The organism is Mesorhizobium sp. M0088 (assembly GCF_040322895.1).
Taxonomy (GTDB): domain Bacteria; phylum Pseudomonadota; class Alphaproteobacteria; order Rhizobiales; family Rhizobiaceae; genus Mesorhizobium.
The window spans coordinates 36,293-55,415 of sequence record NZ_JAMYUI010000036.1 but is presented as its reverse complement, the minus strand read 5'-3'; the positions used below and the strand labels follow the sequence as shown (position 1 = coordinate 55,415).

Below are 19,123 nucleotides of genomic sequence, written 5' to 3'. Positions count from 1 at the left end.
AACGCGGCCCGTTGCCGCGATTTCGCCGAATAGATAGGACACGCCTTTGTTGGAAAAGGGCCAAAAGGCGGCATTACGAAGATTTAATGTGCACTGCACAATGGATGTGCAACACGGGGCGGCTCCCGATCCGGACGGTCCGCCGAGAGTCCGAATCCCGTCCCCCTACGATCGGCTGGTGCGCCCCACAGCCTATTTAAGCATCGGCCAAAGCGTCGCCGCCAGCAGCACGCCCATGGCGATGTTGAACCATTTCAGCCGCACCGGGTCCGACAGGAAGCCACGCAGCGCCGTGCCGAACCCTGCCCATACCGAGACGCTCGGCAAATTGACGATAGTGAAAGCCCCGGCGATCAACACCACCGACAGGAACGGGTGCTCGGCATTGGCATAGACGGCCATGGCGGTGATCGCCATCACCCACGCCTTGGGATTGACCCACTGGAATGCGGCCGCCTCGATGAAGCGCATAGGCCGCGCGTTCGTCTCGCCCTTGCCGGTCAGCGTGCGCGACATGGCGATCTTCCACGCGAGGTACAAAAGATAGGCGCCGCCGGCGATCTTGAGCGCGGTATGCAGCGCCGGAAACGCCGTCAACACAGCGCCGAGGCCAAGACCGACGGCAAGCAGCAGCACGAGGAAACCCATGCTGATGCCCAGCATGTGCGGAACGGTTCTGACGAGGCCGAAATTCACGCCCGATGCCAGCAGCATGAGATTGTTCGGCCCCGGCGTGATCGAGGTCACGAAGGCGTAGACAAGCAGGGCAAGGAATGCGTCGAGCGACATGGATATCCTCCCTGACAAGTCAGCATCGGAAGCCTCACTATGGAAGCTGGCTGACGCGTTCGGCGCCAGCCCCGCCGAAGTCCTACATCGCCTGCGGGCCGCGGTTCAACGCTGCCACGCCGGTGCGGCAGATTTCGACCAGGCCGAGCGGTTTCATGATGGCGATGTACTGGTCGATCTTGGAGCCTTTGCCGGTGATCTCGAAGATGAAATGCTCGGTGTTGGCGTCGATGACGCTGGCGCGGAACGCATCGGCCAGCCGCAACGCCTCGACCCGGGCCTCGCCGGTGCCGGCGACTTTGACCAGCGCCAGTTCGCGCTCCAGCGGCCGCTCCTGCCCGGATTCATGCGAACGCACGGTCAGGTCGACGACGCGGTGCACCGGCACGATGCGCTCGAGCTGGTGCTTGATCTGCTCCAGCACATGCGGCGTGCCGCGCGTCACGATGGTTATGCGCGACAAATGCTTTTCATGCTCGGTCTCGGAGACGGTCAGGCTCTCGATGTTGTAGCCACGCCCGGAAAACAGGCCGATGACCCTGGCAAGCACGCCCGGCTCATTGTCGACCAGCACGGAAAGCGTGTGGTTTTCCGGCTTTTCCGTCTCCTTGGCGATGAAATAGGCGGAGCCGGTCGGTTGTAGCTGTGCGTTCATGACATGAATCTCGATTTCAAGCTCTTGAGCTAATTCTTTGTTTGCGCAGGGCTTTCTGGCGACAGCTCTGCCTTGGTTCTGCCGGCTACACCAGTTCCCTGCCCTTGGCGTCGATGGCGTTGGCCACCGCCTCGTCGGTCGCCTCGTCGGGCAAGAGCATCTCATTGTGCGCCTTGCCCGATGGGATCATCGGGAAGCAGTTGGCGAGCGTCGCCACGCGGCAGTCGAACAGCACCGGCTTCCTGACCGAGATCATCTCCTTGATCGCGTCGTCCAGTTCGTCCGGCTTCTCGCAGCGAATGCCGTGTCCGCCATAGGCCTCGGCGAGCTTGACGAAGTCGGGCATCGCCTCGGTGTAGGAATGCGACAGCCGGTTGCCGTGCAGCAGCTGCTGCCACTGCCGCACCATGCCCATATACTGGTTGTTCAGGATGAAGATCTTGATCGGCGCGTCGTGCTGCACGGCAGCGCTCATCTCCTGCATCGTCATCTGCACGGAGGCGTCGCCGGCGATGTCGATGACCAGCGCGTCGGGATGCGCGATCTGCACGCCGAGCGCCGCCGGCAGGCCGTAACCCATCGTGCCCAGCCCGCCTGACGTCATCCAGCGGTTCGGCTTCTCGAAATGATAGTGCTGCGCCGCCCACATCTGGTGCTGGCCGACCTCGGTGGTGATGTAGGTGTCCATGCCCTTGGTCAGTTCGTAGAGCCGCTCGATGGCGTATTGCGGCATGATCACGTCGTTGTTCATCTTGTAGGCGAGCGAGTCGCGCGCACGCCATTTGGCGATCTGCTCCCACCAGGGGTAGAGCGCCTTCTTGTCAGCCTTGGCGCTCGCGCGCCACAGCCGCACCATATCCTCCAGCACCCGGCCGACATCGCCGATGATCGGCACCTCGGTGTGGACGTTCTTGTTGATCGACGATGGATCGATGTCGATGTGGATCTTCTTCGAGTTCGGCGAGAAGGCGGTCAGCCGGCCGGTGATGCGGTCGTCGAAACGCGCGCCGATGCAGATCATCACGTCGCAATCATGCATGGCCATGTTGGCTTCATAGGTGCCGTGCATGCCGAGCATGCCCATCCAGTTCTTGCCCGATGCCGGATAGGCACCGAGGCCCATCAGCGTCGAGGTAATCGGGAAACCGGTAAGATCGACCAGTTCGCGCAGCAGATGGCTCGCTTCCGGGCCGGAATTGATGACGCCGCCGCCGCTATAGATGATCGGCTTCTTGGCGCTGGCCATCAGCTCGACCGCCGCCTTGACCTTTTCCAGGTCGCCCTGGACCTTGGGCTGGTAGCTGGTGCGCGGCGCGATCTGCGGCGGGACGTAGAATCCCCTGGCGAACTGCACGTCCTTCGGAATATCGACGACGACCGGACCGGGGCGGCCGGTGGTCGCGACATGGAAAGCCTCGTGGATGGTGGCGGCGAGCTCGTTGACGTCCTTCACCAGCCAATTGTGCTTGGTGCAGGGGCGCGTGATGCCGACCGTATCGCATTCCTGAAAAGCGTCGGAGCCGATCAGCGAGGTCGGCACCTGCCCCGTCAGGCAGACCAGCGGGATCGAATCCATCAGCGCGTCCTGCAGCGGCGTCACCGCATTGGTGGCGCCGGGGCCGGAGGTCACCAGCATGACGCCGGCCTTGCCGGTCGAGCGCGCATAGCCTTCGGCCGCATGGCCGGCGCCCTGCTCGTGGCGCACCAATATGTGCTCGACATCGTCCTGCTGGAAGATCTCGTCATAGATCGGAAGGACAGCGCCGCCGGGATAGCCGAAGACATGCTTGACGCCATTGTCCTTCAGCGCCTGCACCACCATTTCGGCACCTGTCATCTCGCGCCGCTCGTTCTGTCCGTTGCTCATCGGTCTGGTCCCGTACTGTCGCCATTGGGCGTTTGCTGGTCGTTTAGTCGTGTTTCAGGCAATAAAAAAGGCCCCCGAGGGAGCCTGTGTCTTGCGCATGGGGGGGGTTTCGCCCGGCGGTTACACCGCCTTGCCCACGCGCTTTCCTACGAGAATGAGTGCCGTTTTCATGGTGGCGGACACTAAGGGCGGGAAAGGCGGCCTGTCAACGGGAAAAATCGCGCCGGCGCGCGCAGCGTGCCGACGCGACTGCGGTGTCAGCCCGGCGCCTTGCAGCGGGAAACGCGTGGATCGCATTTGGACGCCTTCCTGGCCTGCATCTTCGCTGGCGGATGGTGGGGTGCCACCCTTGCCGGGGCATGGTGCTGGGGCATGCGCATTGCCAACGCTTGCTGATGCGGCTTTTGTTGCCCGGCTCCGCGTGCAAGACGCTGCCCCGAAACCGGCTTGGGCGAAACCGGCTTGCGCGAAACCAATTTGGGCGAACCCCGGTTGAGCGACGATTTGACAACGATGCGTCCGTCGCCCGCGGTCCTGTCGGCATGCAGCTTAAGCGCATCGGCCTTCGCGCCGTTGCCGGCGGCCATCCGCTTGCTCACCGGCTTCACGACCACCGGATTGCTGGCAGTCACCGCGCCGGGGGAAATGGCCTTGTTGCCGGTCGCAGTCTTGGGACCCGCCAGGATTTGCCCGTTCCCCTTTGTATTGCCGGCAAGCCTCTTGATCTCGGCGCCCCTGGAAACATCGAGCCGTGCACTGGCAAACACGCCTTTGCGAGGCGGAACCAGTTTTGCCGCCTTGATCGATTCGATGACGGGCTTCGGGAGTTGCTGCAGCCGGGGTCCGGCATTGATTGCAACGACCTGATTGCCAAGTCGCACGCGCGGTGCATTGTTGACCACGACCGTCTGGTTGATGATCGTCGTGTTGCGCATGATGACGACGTTCTCCTGCACCGGCCGCACCACCCTGACCAGATCGACCGCGCCGATCGCCGCCACAGGCACGAAACACCACCAGGCGTCGTCGAAGGCGACACCGACGTCGGGCGGCGCTGGAGCCCAGCCGACATCATTGCCGCCCTGACGCCACACCACCCAGGCTGGCGCCCATTGATCGCCGGCGATCCACACCCAGCCGAAATCGGGATCGTAGGCCCAGCGGCCATAGTGATAGACGACATCGCCGAATGGCTCGGTGGACTGCCAGTACCAGCCATCGTCGGTCCAGACCCACCTGCCTTCGGTGTACGGCCGCCATTCGGTACGGACCGAGGGAACCCACACATCGCCGAAGCGGCTGGAGGTTCGCCATCCGCCATAGTTCGAAAGCCTTTCGCGGACGGTGACGGCAATTTCCGCCGCATGCGCCTGCGTTCCGGGCAGCACCAGCGGGCCGGTCAGGGTCGCGCTCAAGGCCATGACCGCGGCCATTGCTGCTGCGCGTCCACGCCGGCCAAGGGAGCGACATGAAGACGCTTGGATAAAAGGTATGATGATCATAACGGGCTCCAGAGTTCCGCATCCAGAAAACCCCGGGAACCGCCCTGTTGCCCGCCACCGCTTCCCGGCTTCTCACCGATCGGTTGTCATCGGCCCGGGTGACCGCATTGCGGCATTTGACCATCAATTTTGCGCGACCGGCGCGGCATTCACAAATGGAACGTTCGTTTCCGGCGCCCGGGCGATTCCGAAACCGCCTGGCGATCTCATTTCTAGGATAGACCATTGAAATCGCTGGAAACTATGGTGGGGCGTGACGAGGGCCACCATCTCTGACGATACTTGATCGTCCGGCGGCAAGCCCGGCGGAGCGACCACCATGACGATCTGGATTTCACGGGAGGAAACCTGATGCTCGACAAGCCCTCTAGCAAGAACACGGCCCCTAGCAAGAAACTGTCCGACCTGCTCGATCAATTCGGCGCCGCGCTTGCTGCCAATGACATCGAGAAGGCGGTCGATTGCTTTCAAGATGATTGCTACTGGCGCGACCTCGTTACCTTCACCTGGAACATCAAGACCATGGAAGGCCGCGACCAGGTCCGCGACATGCTGAAAAACCAATTGTCGAAAACCAGGCCGTCGCACTTCGCCATCGCCAAGGGCGAGGACGCGACGGAGAGCGACGGGTTGATCGAGGGCTGGATCAGCTTCGAGACGGAAGTGGCGCGCGGCTTCGGCCATATCAGGCTGAAGGACGGCAAGATCTGGACGCTGCTGACCACCATGGCCGAACTGAAAGGCCACGAGGAGCCGGCAGGCTTTGCGCGGCCGATGGGCGCCAGGCACGGCTCGGGCAAGAACCGTCCGACATGGAAAGAAGAACGCGAGAGGGAAGCCGCCGAGCTCGGCTTCAAGACGCAGCCCTATACGGTGATCATCGGTGGCGGCCAGGGCGGCATCGCGCTCGGCGCGCGGCTGCGGCAGCTTGGCGTGCCGACGATCATCATCGAGAAAAACGAGCGGGCCGGCGACAGCTGGCGCAAGCGCTACAAGTCGCTCTGTCTGCATGACCCGGTCTGGTACGACCATCTGCCCTATATCGATTTCCCCAAGAACTGGCCGGTCTTCTCGCCCAAGGACAAGATCGGCGACTGGCTGGAAATGTACACCAAGGTGATGGAGCTGAATTACTGGTCCTCGACCGAGGCCAAAAGTGCGTCCTACGACGACAAGACGAAGGAATGGACCGTCGTCGTCCACCGCGACGGCAAGGACATCACGCTGAAGCCCAAGCAGCTGGTGCTGGCGACCGGACAGTCCGGCAAGGCCAATCTGCCGAAATTCAAGGGCATGGAGACCTTCAAGGGCGACCAGCACCACTCGTCGAAGCATCCGGGTCCCGACGCCTATGCCGGCAAAAAGGCCGTTGTCATCGGATCCAACAATTCCGCCCATGACATCGCTGCCGCACTTTGGGAAGCCGGCGCCGACGTGACCATGGTGCAGCGCTCGAGTACCCATATCTCCAGGTCCGACACATTGATGGAAATCGGACTGGGTTCGCTCTATTCGGAGCAGGCGCTGCAGAATGGCATCACCACCGCCAAGGCCGATCTCATCTTCGCTTCGCTGCCTTACAAGATCCTGCACGAGTTCCAGATCCCGGCCTATGCCGAGATGAAGAAACGCGATGCGGCGTTCTACAAGGGACTGGAAAAGGCCGGTTTCATGCTCGACTGGGGCGACGACGAGTCCGGCCTGTTCATGAAGTACCTCAGGCGCGGCTCTGGCTATTACATCGATGTTGGCGCCTCGCAGCTGGTTATCGATGGTTCGATCAAGCTGAAGAGCGGCGTCGACGTCGAAGAGATCAAGCAGCACTCTGTTCTGCTCGGCGACGGGTCGGAACTGCCTGCGGACCTCATCGTCTACGCCACCGGCTACGGCTCGATGAACGGCTGGGCCGCCGATCTGATATCGCGCGAAACCGCCGACAAGGTCGGCAAATGCTGGGGCCTCGGCTCGAACACCACCAAGGACCCCGGCCCCTGGGAAGGCGAGTTGCGCAACATGTGGAAGCCGACGCAACAGGAGGCGCTGTGGTTCCACGGCGGCAATCTGCACCAGTCACGACACTATTCGCAGTTCCTGGCGCTGCAGTTGAAAGCCAGGCAGGCCGGCTTGGCGACGCCGGTCTACGGCCTGCAGCAGGTGCACCACAAGGGATAGGCGAGCGCCATTCCTGCGGAGTAAAAAAGGAAGGAGGCATGGCTTGCACCCTGCCTCCTTCCTTCGAGGGAATTACGCCGGCTTACCCGCGGCGAACTGTGTCACCACCCGCTGCAGCAGCGGCACGTAATCGCGAAACGCCCGTGTCTTCATGTTGGCGATCTTGCCGCTCTCGTCCCAGATGCGGACCCGGACCGCTTCCTCGTGGAACGGGTTCTTGCGGAACTCGGCCACTTCATCGGCGCTCATCGGCCCGCCCTGCAGCGACAGCGTATGCACCGAGGCTTGCGACAGCCTGCCGAAATAGGTCGGGTCGGTGGCGCAGAGATAGCGCTTGGCCGCGACATGCAGCCTGACGCATTCGACGATGACCGGCGGAAAGAACGGCGCCAGCACCTCGCCGCCGGCCTCGTCATGATGCTTGTCCTCGACATCCTCGGGCGAATAGGTGCCGAACTCGCTGGTGTAGTGGCCGATGTCGTGCAGCAGCGCCGCCGCCACCAGCTCGTCCGGCGCGCCGTCCTTTTCGGCGAACCAGGCGCCCTGCAGCATGTGCTCCGACATGGTGACGGGTTCGCCGAGATAGGATTCGGCACCCCGGCGCTCGAAGATGTCGGCGATGAACTCGACGATGGTGTCCGCGTTCAAATCCTGGCCACTCATTCCGCCGCCTCCTTGAACCCGTGCTCGATTGCAGCCAGCGTCGACAGCAGGCCGTCCTTGTCGGCGTAACAGCCCTGCAGCCAGCGCTTACCGGTCCCGGAAAACGCCTTGCGGGCATGCATGACGCGGGTGTTGTCGACGATGAACGCCTGCCCCGCTTCGAGCTTGAACGTCACCTCGAAGGATGGATCCTCGATCAGTTCCGCAAACCGGCGATAGGCGGCGTAGTACGCTTCCATATCGGCGAACGGCACGTCGACCGTCGGCGCCAGGGAGCGGTTGTTGAAGCGGATGCAAATCAGCTCGCCATCGGGCCCGAGCTCGATCATCGGCCGCTTCGCCTGCAGCCGCACGCCGGAAGAGCCGGCATATTCGAAGCGCGCCGGGCATGAACTCAGCAGCCGGAAGCCTTCCGGGTTCTCAGCCTGCAGCGCAGCCGCGACGGCAAACCCATCGACGACACTGGACTCGCCGCCCTCAACCGTATTCTCGATGCAGGACAGAATCTGCAGCGTCGGCACAGGGTCGCGATAGGGGTTGTCGGTGTGCGCCTGGAGGCCGAGATTCGTGTAGGCGAGATTGTTCGGATTGACCTCGGCGCGCACTTCGAACCAGCGTCCGTAATTGGTCTCCCTGATGTAGCCGAACAGATCGGACACTTTGCACAGCGCCCCGGATTCGGTCGGCAGATCGTCCATCACCGCGAAGCCATAGGTTTTCACCGCCGACAGCCATTGCCCCAGCACAGCACGATCGCGGCTGGCCGCAACATAGCCGGCGCGCGGTACCGAATTCTGCATCGAGGCCTTGGTCCATCGCACGGTGGCCTCGCCTGTCCAGCCCGGCTGGCGGCCTGCGTCACGATCATAGGCATTGGCGCTCAGCCATGCCGCGGGAAAGCTGACCGTCTTCTGCTCGGGCACGAAGCTGACTTCCAGGGCGCCGCCTTTGATCGACGCGGCGCCGATCCTGGTGTTGGCGGGAATGTCGAGAATGGTGATGAGCCGTTGACCATTGCCGGCGCTGCGCGTCTTGTCGTCCAGCGCATTGTCGCGCAGCCACATGGCGTGAAAACGGCTGCGCGACCCGTCCTGCCAGCCAAGGTCGATTGTTCTGCCTTCGTCGCCGATCAGCGCGTGGGTGAGCATGGAGATCCGTTCCTGTTCATTGCGTCCCCCGCAGCCTGATCCGCAGGGTTTCGATTGCATGTTGATCGCGCGACAGGCATAACTCAAATTATCATTTTTTAGCCAATGACCGCAGAATACTAATGGCTCGTACAAATACACCCGTGCCGCCTCTGGACTGGCTGCGCAGTTTCGAGGCGGCGGCGCGGCTGTCGAATTTCACCGCGGCGGCAGCCGAGCTCGGTCTCACCCAGGCAGCCGTCAGCCAGCACATCCGGTTTCTCGAGGAGCGGCTCAAGACACGTTTGTTTTCGCGGCTGGCGCGGGGCGTTGCACTGTCGCCGGAGGGGGCAGCCTACCTGCCTCACATCCAGTCGGCCTTCGCCACCATCGGCAACAGCACCGCGGAACTGTTCGAGCCGCGTGCCGTCCAGACCGTGACCATCCGGGCGCCGATCTCCTTTGCCTTGCTGATGCTGGTTCCGGCGCTGCCCGATCTGGCAAAGGCATTGCCGCGCATCCAGCTCGATCTGGTGACGATCCATCGCCCTGCTGACTACGATCTGCCGGGCTCGGTGCTCGACATCCGCTTCGGCAACGGATCGTTCCCAGGACGCGAAGCCGACAGGCTGACCGCTGAGCGACTCGTGCCGGTGGCCGCACCTGCGCTCGCCGGCGACGACGACTGGCCTTCCCTGCCGCTGCTTCTGGTCGCCGGCGCGCGCGAGATGTGGGCGGAATGGTTCGCCGCCGCTGGACTGGCTGGCCATCCCAGACGATCACACCGCTTCGACAGTTTCGTCACCGCCATGGAGGCGGCGAGCGCCGGCGCCGGCGTGCTTTTGGGCTCGCGGCCGCTGGTCGATGCGGCGCTCGACAGCAAGACGTTGGTCAGGCTTTCCGACTATGAACTTTCCAGCACATCGGGGCATTTCCTGACCAAGGCGTCGACAGCACGCCTGACCGGAGCCGAACAGGATTTCCGCCAGTGGCTGCTCCTGCGCTTCGCCGCGCCGGCATGAATGGTTATGAGATTGGCCCGATCCGCTTCCAGTAGATCAACGTGCCGGTCAGCCCGCCATGCGGCTTCAGGGCATAGTCCGGTATCTCACCGGCCAGCGTGAAGCCCAACCGCTCATAGAGGCCTGAGGCGCCCTTCTCGGTCGCCGTGTCCAGAACCAGCAGCGTGCGGCCCTTCTCCACGGCGAGGCTCTCGGCGGCCCGCATCAGGCGCGTTCCCACACCCCTGCCCCGGTAATCGACTGATGTCATCAGCTTGGCGATCTCGGCCCGGTGCGGCTGGTTGGGCGGACAATCGAGCAGCAAGGTCACGGTGCCGACGAGGTTTTTGCCGTCCCAGGCGCCAAGCACCGATCTTTCGCCCCTTGCCGCCGCGGCCAGCGACTTCTCCCAGAACGTCCTCGCCGCCTGCGTCGCCAACGGATGCATGAAGCTGACCGAACCGCCGGCCGCCACCGTTGCGACCAGCAATTCGGTCAGCATGTCCTGCGTCTCGGCAGCCGGGTTCAGGGTTGCGATCTCGATCGAGTTCATGTGCAGGATATCCTGTGATTGCAATAGAAGCGGGCGCATTGCTGTCAGTCCAGACGGTGCGCGCGGCGTCGCTTTCGCGCCGCCTTGATGGCGCTGATGCGGTCGGCGTCTTCGTGCCCGAGATGCCGCCCGCGCTCGAGTATCTCGAGCGTGTACTCCTCATAGGTCAGGCCAAGCCGCTCGGCTCTGTCCATGCGCAGCAGCATCACCTCGTGGCTCGGCGCCTTCCACGACTTGGCATGGGCGGCCTGCCAGGCAAGGAAGATGTAGGGATCGCCCTTGCCCCATGGCGGGCCCTTGTACTCATCGAGAGGCGGCCCCCCATTGTGGGAGCGCTTTGGTCTTCTTGCCATTGTGTCAGCCCCTGACCAGCGCGACGAGATAGTCGGCGCCAGGCTCCAGGGCATGGAAGGTGCAGTCCGACGGCGCCCCGAGCGCCAGGCAGTCGCCTGATACAAGCCTGTGCACTGTCTCACCTTCGACGAATTCGAGCCGCCCGGAAATCAGCCATATCTGTTGCTTGATGAAGGCGTATGAAGCGGCCGGAAAACTGACCTTGGCGCCCGCCGGCAGATGCACCTTGATCAGTTCCAGCGGCATATCGCCAGCCGGCGAAAGATGCCGCCTGACATAGCCGGTGTCGGGATCGCGCCACACCGGCTGGTCGGCCTCGCGCAATATCCCGCCGCCCTGCAATTCCGCGCGCGCGATCAAGGTCGACAGCGTCATGCCGAAGGCCGACGCGATGCGCACCAGAAGCGCCGCCGTCGGGCTGGTCTTGCCCCGCTCGATCGTGCTGAGCATCGCCTTCGAGACGCCGGAATGCTCCGCGAGTTCGGCCAGGGACCAGTCGCGCACGGTCCTTTCGGCGTGTATCCTGCGGCCGATCGTCGAGGAAATGTCGTTCGCTATATCATCCATATGTCTATTATAGCGAAAAATAGACGCCGGAGAAGAGCCGCCTGGCGACAATTTTCACGAGCCCTTTAATGCTCTCTACACCATCCGACATCATCGGGCCTTAACCCCATTCTGGTAGGATCGATGCTCCAGGGAAATGGGGATTGGCCTGTCCATGTATGTCGAACGCGAAGCCTCCGTTGGAGAACCGACATCGCAGGAGCGCCGCGACGCAGAGCAGAACGACAAGCGCATCCTCGGCAATGTCGTGCAATGCGATGGCGCGCGCGCCACCATCAGCGCCTATGCGAATGACGCCGACGGCGCGGTGACCGGCCTGTGGACGGTCGGCAAGATGATTTCCATCAATCTCGGATCGACGCGAACCGTCGGCCTGGTCTACGCAATCGGCAAGTCGGACCGCGCCTGGAGCAATGAGGGCCAGAACGCCATCGAGGTCAGCATCGAGCTGATCGGCGAAGTCCGTGACGGAGCAGAGCCCGGCGCCAAACCGGTCTTCGATCGCGGCATCACCACCTATCCGCATATCGGCGCCGTTGCGCATCGGATCCGCACCCGCGACCTGCAGGCGGTATATGACCTCGCCGGGCGTCACTCGATCACGATCGGCACGCTCGCGCAGGACGAGACGATCGCCGCCAACATCGCCATCGACGATACGCTGGCGCGTCACTTCGCCATTGTCGGCACGACCGGCGTCGGCAAATCCACCGCCGTCTCGCTGCTGCTGCGCAAGTCGATAGCGGCACGGCCGGATCTGCGCATCCTGATCCTCGATCCGCACAACGAGTTCGCTGCATCGCTGCCCGAATACTGCGTCAGGGTCGATTCCAAAACCTTGGATCTGCCGTTCTGGATGTTCAAGCTCGAGGAATTCGCCGAGGTGCTGTTCCGGGGCCGCGAGACCGAGCCGGAAGAAATCGACGCCTTGCGCGACCTTATCCCGGCCGCCAAGAATCTCTACCGCAACCCGAATTCGGGCTCCTATATCAGGCGCGGCAGCGATGCGTTGACCGCCGATACGCCGGTGCCTTACCGCATCGCCGACCTGCTCAAGCAGATCGATGAGCGCATGGGCATGCTCGAAAGCAAGACCGATCGCCCGACACTCAAATCGTTGAAGACGCGCATCGAATCGGCGGCGGCCGATCCACGTTATCGCTTCATGTTCAACTCGCGCCTGATCGAGGACACCATCCACGAGACGATCGGCAACATCTTCCGCGTACCGCATCATGGCCGCCCGGTAACCTGCTTCGAGATGGCCGGCATGCCGTCGGAAGTGGTCAATTCGGTCTGCTCGGTGCTGGCGCGCCTGGCCTTCGACCTCGCTCTGTGGAGCGAGGGCAAGCTGCAGCTCCTGTTTTTATGCGAAGAGGCGCACCGCTATATGCCGGCCGACCCGCGCCTCGGCTTCGCGCCGACAAGGCACGCGCTGTCGCGCATTGCCAAGGAAGGCCGCAAATATGGCTGCTATCTCGGCGTCGTCACCCAGCGCCCGGGCGAGCTCGACCCGACCATCCTTTCGCAATGCTCGACCTTCTTCGCCATGCGGCTTGCCAATGAGCAGGACCAGGCGATCATCCGCTCGGCGATTGCCGACTCTTCCGCCTCGACGCTTGCCTTCCTGTCCTCCATGGGCCAGCGCGAAGCCATCGCCTTCGGCGAAGGCGTGGCGACGACCATGCGGCTGAAGTTCGAAAAACTGCCGAGTGACCTGCTCCCCGGCACCGCAAAACGCGAAGAGGCCACGTCGAAGCCAGGCGACGATGTCGATCTGGTGGCGATCGTGGAACGACTGCGCAATGTGCCTAAATCAACGCAGCAGGCGATGGCCTTCGCCGAGGTCGTCGATTCAGGCCGCCAGGCCGGCGACCCCGACTACCGCAAGCCACCCGCCGCACGCGCGCCATCGGACGACGATTTCGACATGCGCTACGGCCTAAAGCCCGCAACCTTCGGCCTGCGCCCGCAAAACGATTAGGTCAGCAGCGCCAAATCCTCTGCCTTCTGACCGAGAAGCCGCGCCAAGCTTGCGCCCTTGCCCAGCCCGCTCGGATAAATCCGTCAGGGAATTCGTCAGGCTGAGTCGGGTGGTGCTGTTTTCGAGAACCGAAGCGGAGCGGACGTTTGAGTCCGTGAGCACCGGAAGCGCAGAAAACGGCGCCAGACGGCCAGCCTCACGAATTCAGTGATGCGATTTCAGGCGCAGACGCGGTTGCGGCCCTGCCTCTTCGCTTCGTAAAGCTGGCGGTCGGCGCGGCGATAGAACTCTTCCGCTGTTTCCTTGCGGTCCCAGACGGCGAGCCCGACGCTGGTGGTGATCTTGAGGCGGACATTGCCTGACAGCACCGACATGTTGGCGATCGCCTTGCGGATGCGCTCGGCAAACTTGCCCAGAAGCTCGGCGTCCATGTTGGGCGTGACCACGGCGAACTCCTCGCCGCCCAATCGCGCCACCACATCGTGGTAGCGCGTCATGTCCTTGAGACAGTTCGCGACGGCCTTGAGCACTTCGTCGCCGACGTCATGGCCGTGGGTGTCGTTGACCTGCTTGAAATGGTCGAGATCGAGGATCATCAGCCCGACGGGCTTTTCGATGCGCCGGAATTCCTCGAGATACTCCTTCAGCGCATCATCGAAATAGCGCCGGTTCTGCATGCCGGTCAGGCCATCGGTCAGCGCCGCATGCTCGAATGTTTCCGAGCGCGCGCTTAGCGAGACCGTCATGGCGCGCAGCTTGCCTTCCTCCATCGCCTGTTTGCGGATCAGCGGATAGATGAAGAAGATGCCGAAGAACAGCGCGGTGGCCAGGAGCACGCCGGTCGCGAACAAGAGCTTGTTGAGATAGATGACCTTGTCCAGACCCGAAGCCGTATGCAACTCGTCGGCGAAGGATTGCAGAAGTCCGTAAGCATGCAGCGTCACCAGGCCGGCGGCCAGGATCACGAATATAAAGACGAAAAATGCTGATTCCGCCTTGTGGAAACGCATCTGCTCCCCGTTGGAAAGTGCCCACTGATCTTATGGCATGGGCGGGCTTACGGAGGGTTAATTTGGACAACCACCACGGGAACCGTTCCTTGCAGGTAAACTTTTCAGGTTGTATCGGAAGCAAGCGCTGAGATCGTGGTTTCCAGATCATCACCGGGGCGCAATCTCAGCCATTCCGGCCCCAATTGATGCCTGAACCAGGTGGTTTGCCGCTTGGAATATTGCCTGGTCGCGATCTTGGCGCGTTCGATTGCCTCGGGAAAGCCAATCTCTCCGGCCATCGCTGCCTGCAGTTCGCGAACGCCGATCGCTTTCATCGCCGGCAATTCGGGATCGAGGCCAAGTGCTGCAAGCCGCTTGACCTCGTCCAGCGCGCCCTTGTCCAGCATCTGGTCGAAGCGTTTGTCGATGCGAGCGACCAATGCTGCCCGATCCGGCTCGATCACCAGGAAACGCGCGCTTTCCCTGTCGATGAGCGGCTGGCCGCGTTCTGCCTGCCATTCCAGGATCGAACGGCCAGACGCATCGAGAACCTCCAATGCCCGCACGATGCGCTGGCTGTCGGTTGGCTTGAGCATCATGGCCGCCGCCGAATCCTCGCGCAGCAGCAGGCTGTGCAGCTTGACGGCGCCCTGCTCCTTCAACTCATAGCGCCAGCGGTCGCGGACCCGGTGCGGAATGTCGGGCATTTCCGAAATGCCCTCGGCCAGCGCGCGAAAATAGAGCCCGGTGCCGCCGACAAAAATCACTGGCCGTTCGGAGAATGTGCCGTCCTCGATCAGCTTCATCACATCGCGCAGCCAGGCGCCGGTGGAATAGGCGGTGGCCGGGTGGACATGGCCATAAAGATAATGCGGTGCGCGGGCGAGGTCGGCCGCCTCCGGCCGGGCGGTCAGCACGTCGAGCACCGAATAACCCTGCATGGAATCCGTGTTGACGATCACGCCACCCCTGCGCTCGGCCAGATCGAGCGCAAGCGCCGACTTGCCGCTGGCGGTCGGCCCGGCTATCAGGATCGCGTTCTTCACGCGGCCCTTGCCCGCCTGCCCGCCGGAATGTTCCATGCCGCTCATCGCCACGCTTGTTTCCCGTCCCGCTGAGCGCGCTTTGTCGCTGTCGCTTGCGAATATGGCCTCACGGTCGGTCGGCGCAAGCGCTGTTGTCTGGCTGGCCGAAGGTATTGCCTGCGATCTCGTCCTGCCTGAGGCAGCCGACGACGCCGTCACGAGTGCCGTCTTGCGCACGGCACTTGCCAGCGAGGCCGTCGACGTGATCGTCCAGCAGGCGGAAACCCGCCGCAAGAAAATCCTGATCGCCGACATGGATTCAACCATGATCGACCAGGAATGCATCGACGAGCTGGCCGACGAGATCGGCGTCAAGGATCATGTTGCGGCCATCACCGCGCGATCCATGAATGGTGAGATCGCCTTCGAACCGGCTTTGCGTGAACGGGTGGCGTTGCTCAAGGGCCTCGACGCCGCCGTGGTCGATCGCATCGTCGCCAATCGCCTGACGCTGGCAGCGGGCGGCCGTGTTCTGGTCCGGACCATGCGCGCCAATGGCGCCTGGACGGCACTCGTGTCTGGCGGGTTCGAGGTCTTCACGACGCGCATCGCCGCCATGCTCGGTTTCCAGGAGAACCGCGCCAATCGCCTGCTCGAGCAGGACGGCCGCTTCACCGGGCTGGTCGGCGAACCGATCCTCGGCCGCGCCGCTAAGGCCGACGCGCTGATCGAAATTTCAGCGCGCCTCGGCCTGACGCCCGCCGACGCCATCGCCGTCGGCGACGGCGCCAATGATCTCGACATGATCCGCCTGGCCGGTACCGGTGTCGCGCTCCACGCCAAACCGACGGTGGCGGCACAGGCCAAGGTCCGCATCGATCATGGCGACCTGACCGCGCTGCTTTATGTGCAAGGCTACAGGCAGGAGGAGTTTGTGCAATGAAACCAATGCGCACCGAGCGCCTGATCCTGCGCAACTGGGAGGATCGCGACCGCGACCTGTTCCACCGCATAAACTCCGACGACCGGGTGATGGAGTTCTTTCCGTTCCGCCGCGACCGCGCCGAGGCGGATGCCAAGATGGATCAGTTCCGCGCCGCCATCGATCGCGACGGCATTGGCTTTGCGGCCGCAGAAATCGCCGCATCGGGCGAATGTATCGGTTTTGTCGGTATAACCGGAACCGATCACATGGACTTCCTGCCAGCCAGCATGATCGAGATCGGCTGGCGATTGGCGCCTGAATTCTGGGGCAGAGGTTACGTCACCGAGGCGGCTCAGGCATGGCTTGCCTACGGCTTCGAAACACTCGGCCTTGACGAAATCGTCTCCTTCGCCGTCGCGGAAAACCGCCGCTCCACCGCCGTCATGGAGCGCCTCGGCATGAGAGCCGATCCATCGGCCGACTTCGATCATCCCGGCATTCCCGACAGCCATCCCGCGCTCAAGCGCCATGTATTCTACCGGCTGACTGCCCAGAACTGGCGAAAGAACCGTCGCTGATCAATGTCGATCAGGCGGAAGCTCATCGCCAGCTTGCGGAGGTCCGCCAGCAACCCGCTCAAGCATTTTTCCAAGATCGCCGGCGGACGCATCGCCCGCCCGACGACGCAGGAAATCCGCCGCCGTTTCCATTGCTCCAACCTTCTGCGCCACAGCCGAAGCGATCCACTGATTGAGCGACACGCCATCCGCCTTAGCCAAACGCGCGGCCGCCTCCTTTACCGACAGCGGGAGCTTCAAAGGATAAGTCGCTTTGCTCATGTTCGAAGTCCTTCCAGGAATTCAGCCGGGCTTACGACTTGGACGTCGAAACGCCTGCCGCAGCCGCAAAATCCCGGCGATTGTAGGTCACCAAGGCATCTGCCCGGCCGTTGATCGCGGCTTCAAGCACCATTTCATCCTTCGGATCGCTCAATTGCGGGCGCCAGAGAAAGTGCAGTTCAACCGTTCTGCCAAGGTAGCAAAACCGGCAAGCAAACGATCCAGATCCGCATTCGACAATCCGTGAACCGCCATTTGCTCGGGTCGGGTCAACACGGTTTCATATTCAAGAAACAGCGCTGTCGTCACCAATGGGCGGATGTGCCGATCCGCGATTCGTTGCAAGACGGCAAACGACGCACCATTCCTGCTTCGCAAACCTGCCGTCAGAACGTTTGTGTCCAGTACGATCCGTCTCACAAGCTAAAATAGTACATCCCATGGGATGCTACAATATACCTGTCAGCTGGCGGATCTCAGTCCATCCGGATCGTCACGAACCTGAGCTCGCCGGTCTTCGAGGCCAGCATCAAGAGTGCATTCTTGCGCCCCTGTTCCTTCAAGGCGCCGATGCGGTCCATGACATCCTTGGGGGTGGCAACCGATTCCTGTGCGATCTCGGTGATCACCTCGCCGGGCTGGATGCCGCGTTCGGCGGCTGCCGAGTCCTTGGTGACGTCGGTGATGACGACGCCCGAAACATCGGCCGCAATGCTGAACTTCTTGCGTGTCTCGTCGTTCAGTTCGCCGACCGTCATGCCGAGCACCGAAGCAGTGGAAACGGCCGGAGCCTTGTCGCCCTTGTCCTGATCGGTGTTGCTGCCCTCCTCGCTGCTGGCGAGCTTCTCGCCATCCTCGAGCCGGCCGAGCGTCACTTTCACGGTCTGCTCGACACCCTTGCGCACGATGAGCACATCGACCGCCTTGCCAACCGGGCTTTCGGCGACGACGCGCGGCAGATCGCGCATCTCATGGATGTCCTTGCCGTCGAACTTGATGACGACATCGCCCGCCTGGATGGTGCCATTGTCGACCGGGCCGCCCTTGATCACGCCGGCGACCAGCGCGCCCCTGGCGGTCGCCATGCCGAGGCTTTCGGCGATGTCGTCGGTCACCGGCTGGATGCGCACGCCCAGCCAGCCGCGCCGCGTCTCGCCGAACTGGCGCAACTGGTCGACGACGCCGGACGCGAGCTGGGCGGGGATGGAGAAGCCGATGCCGATCGAACCGCCGGAAGGCGAAATGATCGCCGTGTTGATGCCGATGACTTCGCCGGCGCTGTTGAACAGCGGTCCGCCGGAATTGCCACGGTTGATCGCGGCATCGGTCTGGATGAAGTCATCATAGGGGCCGGAATTGATGTCGCGGTTGCGGGCAGAGACGATGCCGACCGTGACCGTGCCGCCGAGGCCGAACGGATTGCCGATCGCCATCACCCAGTCGCCGACGCGCATCTTGGTGGAATCGCCGAACTTCACCGCCGTCAGCTTGTGGCCTTTCGGATCGACCTTGAGCACGGCGACATCGGTCTTGGTGTCGGTGCCGACCAGCGTCGCCTTCAAGGTGACACCATCGGAGAAATTGACCTCGATGTCGTCGGCATCGGCAATGACATGGTTGTTGGTGACGACGATGCCTTGCTCGGCATCGATGACGAAGCCGGAGCCCAGCGACTGCACCTTCTGCGAGCCGTTGTCCTTGTCACCGCCGCGGTTCTTGAAGAAATCGTCGAAGAAATCCTGGAAGGGCGACCCCTCGGGCAATTGCGGCATCGGCACGGCGCCCGGGCCTTCGGTGCCCTTGACCGTCTGCGAGGTCGATATGTTGACCACTGCGCCGAGCAGGCCTTGCGCCAGATCGGCGACCGAAGCAGGTCCATCGGCGGCAAATGTCGGCGTCACGAAGGACGGGACAGCGACGGCGCTGACAAGAAGTGCCGCCGCGCCGGCGATGAATGTCCGCCGAGCCGCGCACAGAATTGTATTGGATGTCATCGAGAAGCCTCCCGGTATCCTTGAAAAGAAAAGCGCTTCGACGAAAACGCCGCGTCACGCCATGTTGGCAAAAAATACGGCACGTTTGCGGCTATGACTATCGGCAGAGGATAA

20 protein-coding genes are annotated in these 19,123 nt (G+C 62.7%); 5 read left to right on the top strand and 15 right to left on the bottom strand.

The genetic code is table 11. From position 1 onward, the window contains the following. Positions 1 to 192 precede the first annotated feature (192 nt). The 4 genes from NKJ67_RS32050 to NKJ67_RS32035 form a co-directional block, all read right to left on the bottom strand. A complete protein-coding gene (locus tag NKJ67_RS32050) occupies positions 193 to 789 on the bottom strand; it encodes a LysE family translocator (RefSeq protein ID WP_352585325.1) in 597 nt (198 codons plus the stop codon). 82 nt (positions 790 to 871) lie between these two features. After that, positions 872 to 1,444 carry an acetolactate synthase small subunit gene (ilvN, locus tag NKJ67_RS32045; RefSeq protein WP_352585323.1) on the bottom strand — a complete coding sequence of 191 codons (573 nt, stop codon included), beginning with the start codon at positions 1,442 to 1,444 and terminating at the stop codon, positions 872 to 874. Between the two features lie 85 nt (positions 1,445 to 1,529). Further along, on the bottom strand, positions 1,530 to 3,311 hold the full coding sequence (locus NKJ67_RS32040) for an acetolactate synthase 3 large subunit (protein ID WP_127272402.1): 1,782 nt from the start codon (positions 3,309 to 3,311) through the stop codon (positions 1,530 to 1,532). 257 nt (positions 3,312 to 3,568) lie between these two features. After that, complete coding sequence (locus NKJ67_RS32035) at positions 3,569 to 4,744, bottom strand: DUF6600 domain-containing protein (RefSeq protein ID WP_292458427.1); 1,176 nt, start codon at positions 4,742 to 4,744, stop codon at positions 3,569 to 3,571. 420 nt (positions 4,745 to 5,164) lie between these two features. Between NKJ67_RS32035 and NKJ67_RS32030 the strand changes: the two genes are divergently transcribed. Further along, positions 5,165 to 6,985 (top strand): NAD(P)-binding domain-containing protein, encoded by a 1,821-nt coding sequence (locus tag NKJ67_RS32030; protein WP_352585320.1) that lies wholly within the window; start codon positions 5,165 to 5,167, stop codon positions 6,983 to 6,985. Positions 6,986 to 7,057: 72 nt separating this feature from the next. Here the strand turns inward: NKJ67_RS32030 and tmpB are convergent, their stop codons facing one another. Both tmpB and tmpA read right to left on the bottom strand, forming a co-directional pair. Beyond that, positions 7,058 to 7,648, bottom strand: a complete 591-nt coding sequence (tmpB, locus tag NKJ67_RS32025) for a (R)-1-hydroxy-2-trimethylaminoethylphosphonate oxygenase (RefSeq protein ID WP_127395420.1) — start codon at positions 7,646 to 7,648, stop codon at positions 7,058 to 7,060. Next, complete coding sequence (gene tmpA / locus NKJ67_RS32020; RefSeq protein ID WP_352585317.1) at positions 7,645 to 8,796, bottom strand: 2-trimethylaminoethylphosphonate dioxygenase; 1,152 nt, start codon at positions 8,794 to 8,796, stop codon at positions 7,645 to 7,647. The genes tmpB and tmpA overlap by 4 nt, the downstream gene beginning before the upstream one ends. 122 nt (positions 8,797 to 8,918) lie before the next feature. Between tmpA and NKJ67_RS32015 the strand changes: the two genes are divergently transcribed. Continuing rightward, a complete protein-coding gene (locus NKJ67_RS32015) occupies positions 8,919 to 9,797 on the top strand; it encodes a LysR family transcriptional regulator (protein WP_352585315.1) in 879 nt (292 codons plus the stop codon). A gap of 4 nt (positions 9,798 to 9,801) precedes the next feature. Here NKJ67_RS32015 and NKJ67_RS32010 read toward each other — a convergent pair whose 3' ends face one another. From NKJ67_RS32010 to NKJ67_RS32000, 3 genes are read right to left on the bottom strand one after another with little or no spacing between them, the layout of a single operon-like run. Further along, the gene (locus NKJ67_RS32010) at positions 9,802 to 10,329 is read right to left on the bottom strand and encodes a GNAT family N-acetyltransferase (RefSeq protein WP_352585313.1); all 528 of its coding nucleotides are present in this window, start codon (positions 10,327 to 10,329) and stop codon (positions 9,802 to 9,804) included. Positions 10,330 to 10,373: 44 nt separating this feature from the next. Next, the gene (locus NKJ67_RS32005) at positions 10,374 to 10,682 is read right to left on the bottom strand and encodes a hypothetical protein (protein WP_352585311.1); all 309 of its coding nucleotides are present in this window, start codon (positions 10,680 to 10,682) and stop codon (positions 10,374 to 10,376) included. 4 nt (positions 10,683 to 10,686) lie between these two features. Beyond that, the gene (locus NKJ67_RS32000; RefSeq protein ID WP_127322651.1) at positions 10,687 to 11,250 is read right to left on the bottom strand and encodes an XRE family transcriptional regulator; all 564 of its coding nucleotides are present in this window, start codon (positions 11,248 to 11,250) and stop codon (positions 10,687 to 10,689) included. Positions 11,251 to 11,404: 154 nt separating this feature from the next. On the opposite strand from NKJ67_RS32000, the gene NKJ67_RS31995 reads away from it, so the two are divergent. Continuing rightward, complete coding sequence (locus NKJ67_RS31995) at positions 11,405 to 13,234, top strand: ATP-binding protein (protein WP_127328926.1); 1,830 nt, start codon at positions 11,405 to 11,407, stop codon at positions 13,232 to 13,234. Between the two features lie 218 nt (positions 13,235 to 13,452). On the opposite strand, the gene NKJ67_RS31990 is transcribed toward NKJ67_RS31995, so the two are convergent. Next, positions 13,453 to 14,244: a GGDEF domain-containing protein gene (locus NKJ67_RS31990; protein ID WP_127271965.1), complete on the bottom strand. Its 792-nt coding sequence runs from the start codon at positions 14,242 to 14,244 to the stop codon at positions 13,453 to 13,455. Positions 14,245 to 14,348: 104 nt separating this feature from the next. Then, complete coding sequence (gene miaA / locus NKJ67_RS31985; RefSeq protein ID WP_352585309.1) at positions 14,349 to 15,317, bottom strand: tRNA (adenosine(37)-N6)-dimethylallyltransferase MiaA; 969 nt, start codon at positions 15,315 to 15,317, stop codon at positions 14,349 to 14,351. Here miaA and serB point away from each other — a divergent pair. After that, positions 15,307 to 16,194 carry a phosphoserine phosphatase SerB gene (gene serB, locus NKJ67_RS31980; RefSeq protein WP_128364485.1) on the top strand — a complete coding sequence of 296 codons (888 nt, stop codon included), beginning with the start codon at positions 15,307 to 15,309 and terminating at the stop codon, positions 16,192 to 16,194. The genes miaA and serB overlap by 11 nt on opposite strands. Further along, the gene (locus NKJ67_RS31975) at positions 16,191 to 16,754 is read left to right on the top strand and encodes a GNAT family N-acetyltransferase (protein ID WP_292562139.1); all 564 of its coding nucleotides are present in this window, start codon (positions 16,191 to 16,193) and stop codon (positions 16,752 to 16,754) included. The genes serB and NKJ67_RS31975 overlap by 4 nt, the downstream gene beginning before the upstream one ends. Here the strand turns inward: NKJ67_RS31975 and NKJ67_RS31970 are convergent, their stop codons facing one another. From NKJ67_RS31970 to NKJ67_RS31955, 4 genes are read right to left on the bottom strand one after another with little or no spacing between them, the layout of a single operon-like run. Continuing rightward, positions 16,755 to 17,015: a pilus assembly protein HicB gene (locus NKJ67_RS31970; RefSeq protein WP_352585306.1), complete on the bottom strand. Its 261-nt coding sequence runs from the start codon at positions 17,013 to 17,015 to the stop codon at positions 16,755 to 16,757. It lies immediately after the preceding gene. A 31-nt stretch (positions 17,016 to 17,046) separates the two neighbouring features. Beyond that, on the bottom strand, positions 17,047 to 17,169 hold the full coding sequence (locus NKJ67_RS31965) for a PIN domain-containing protein (protein ID WP_352585304.1): 123 nt from the start codon (positions 17,167 to 17,169) through the stop codon (positions 17,047 to 17,049). After that, positions 17,166 to 17,435, bottom strand: coding sequence for a PIN domain-containing protein (locus NKJ67_RS31960; protein ID WP_281062043.1), 270 nt, complete (start codon positions 17,433 to 17,435; stop codon positions 17,166 to 17,168). Before NKJ67_RS31960 ends, NKJ67_RS31965 begins: the two co-directional genes overlap by 4 nt. 56 nt (positions 17,436 to 17,491) lie before the next feature. Then, on the bottom strand, positions 17,492 to 19,009 hold the full coding sequence (locus NKJ67_RS31955) for a DegQ family serine endoprotease (protein ID WP_127271780.1): 1,518 nt from the start codon (positions 19,007 to 19,009) through the stop codon (positions 17,492 to 17,494). Positions 19,010 to 19,123 lie beyond the last annotated feature (114 nt).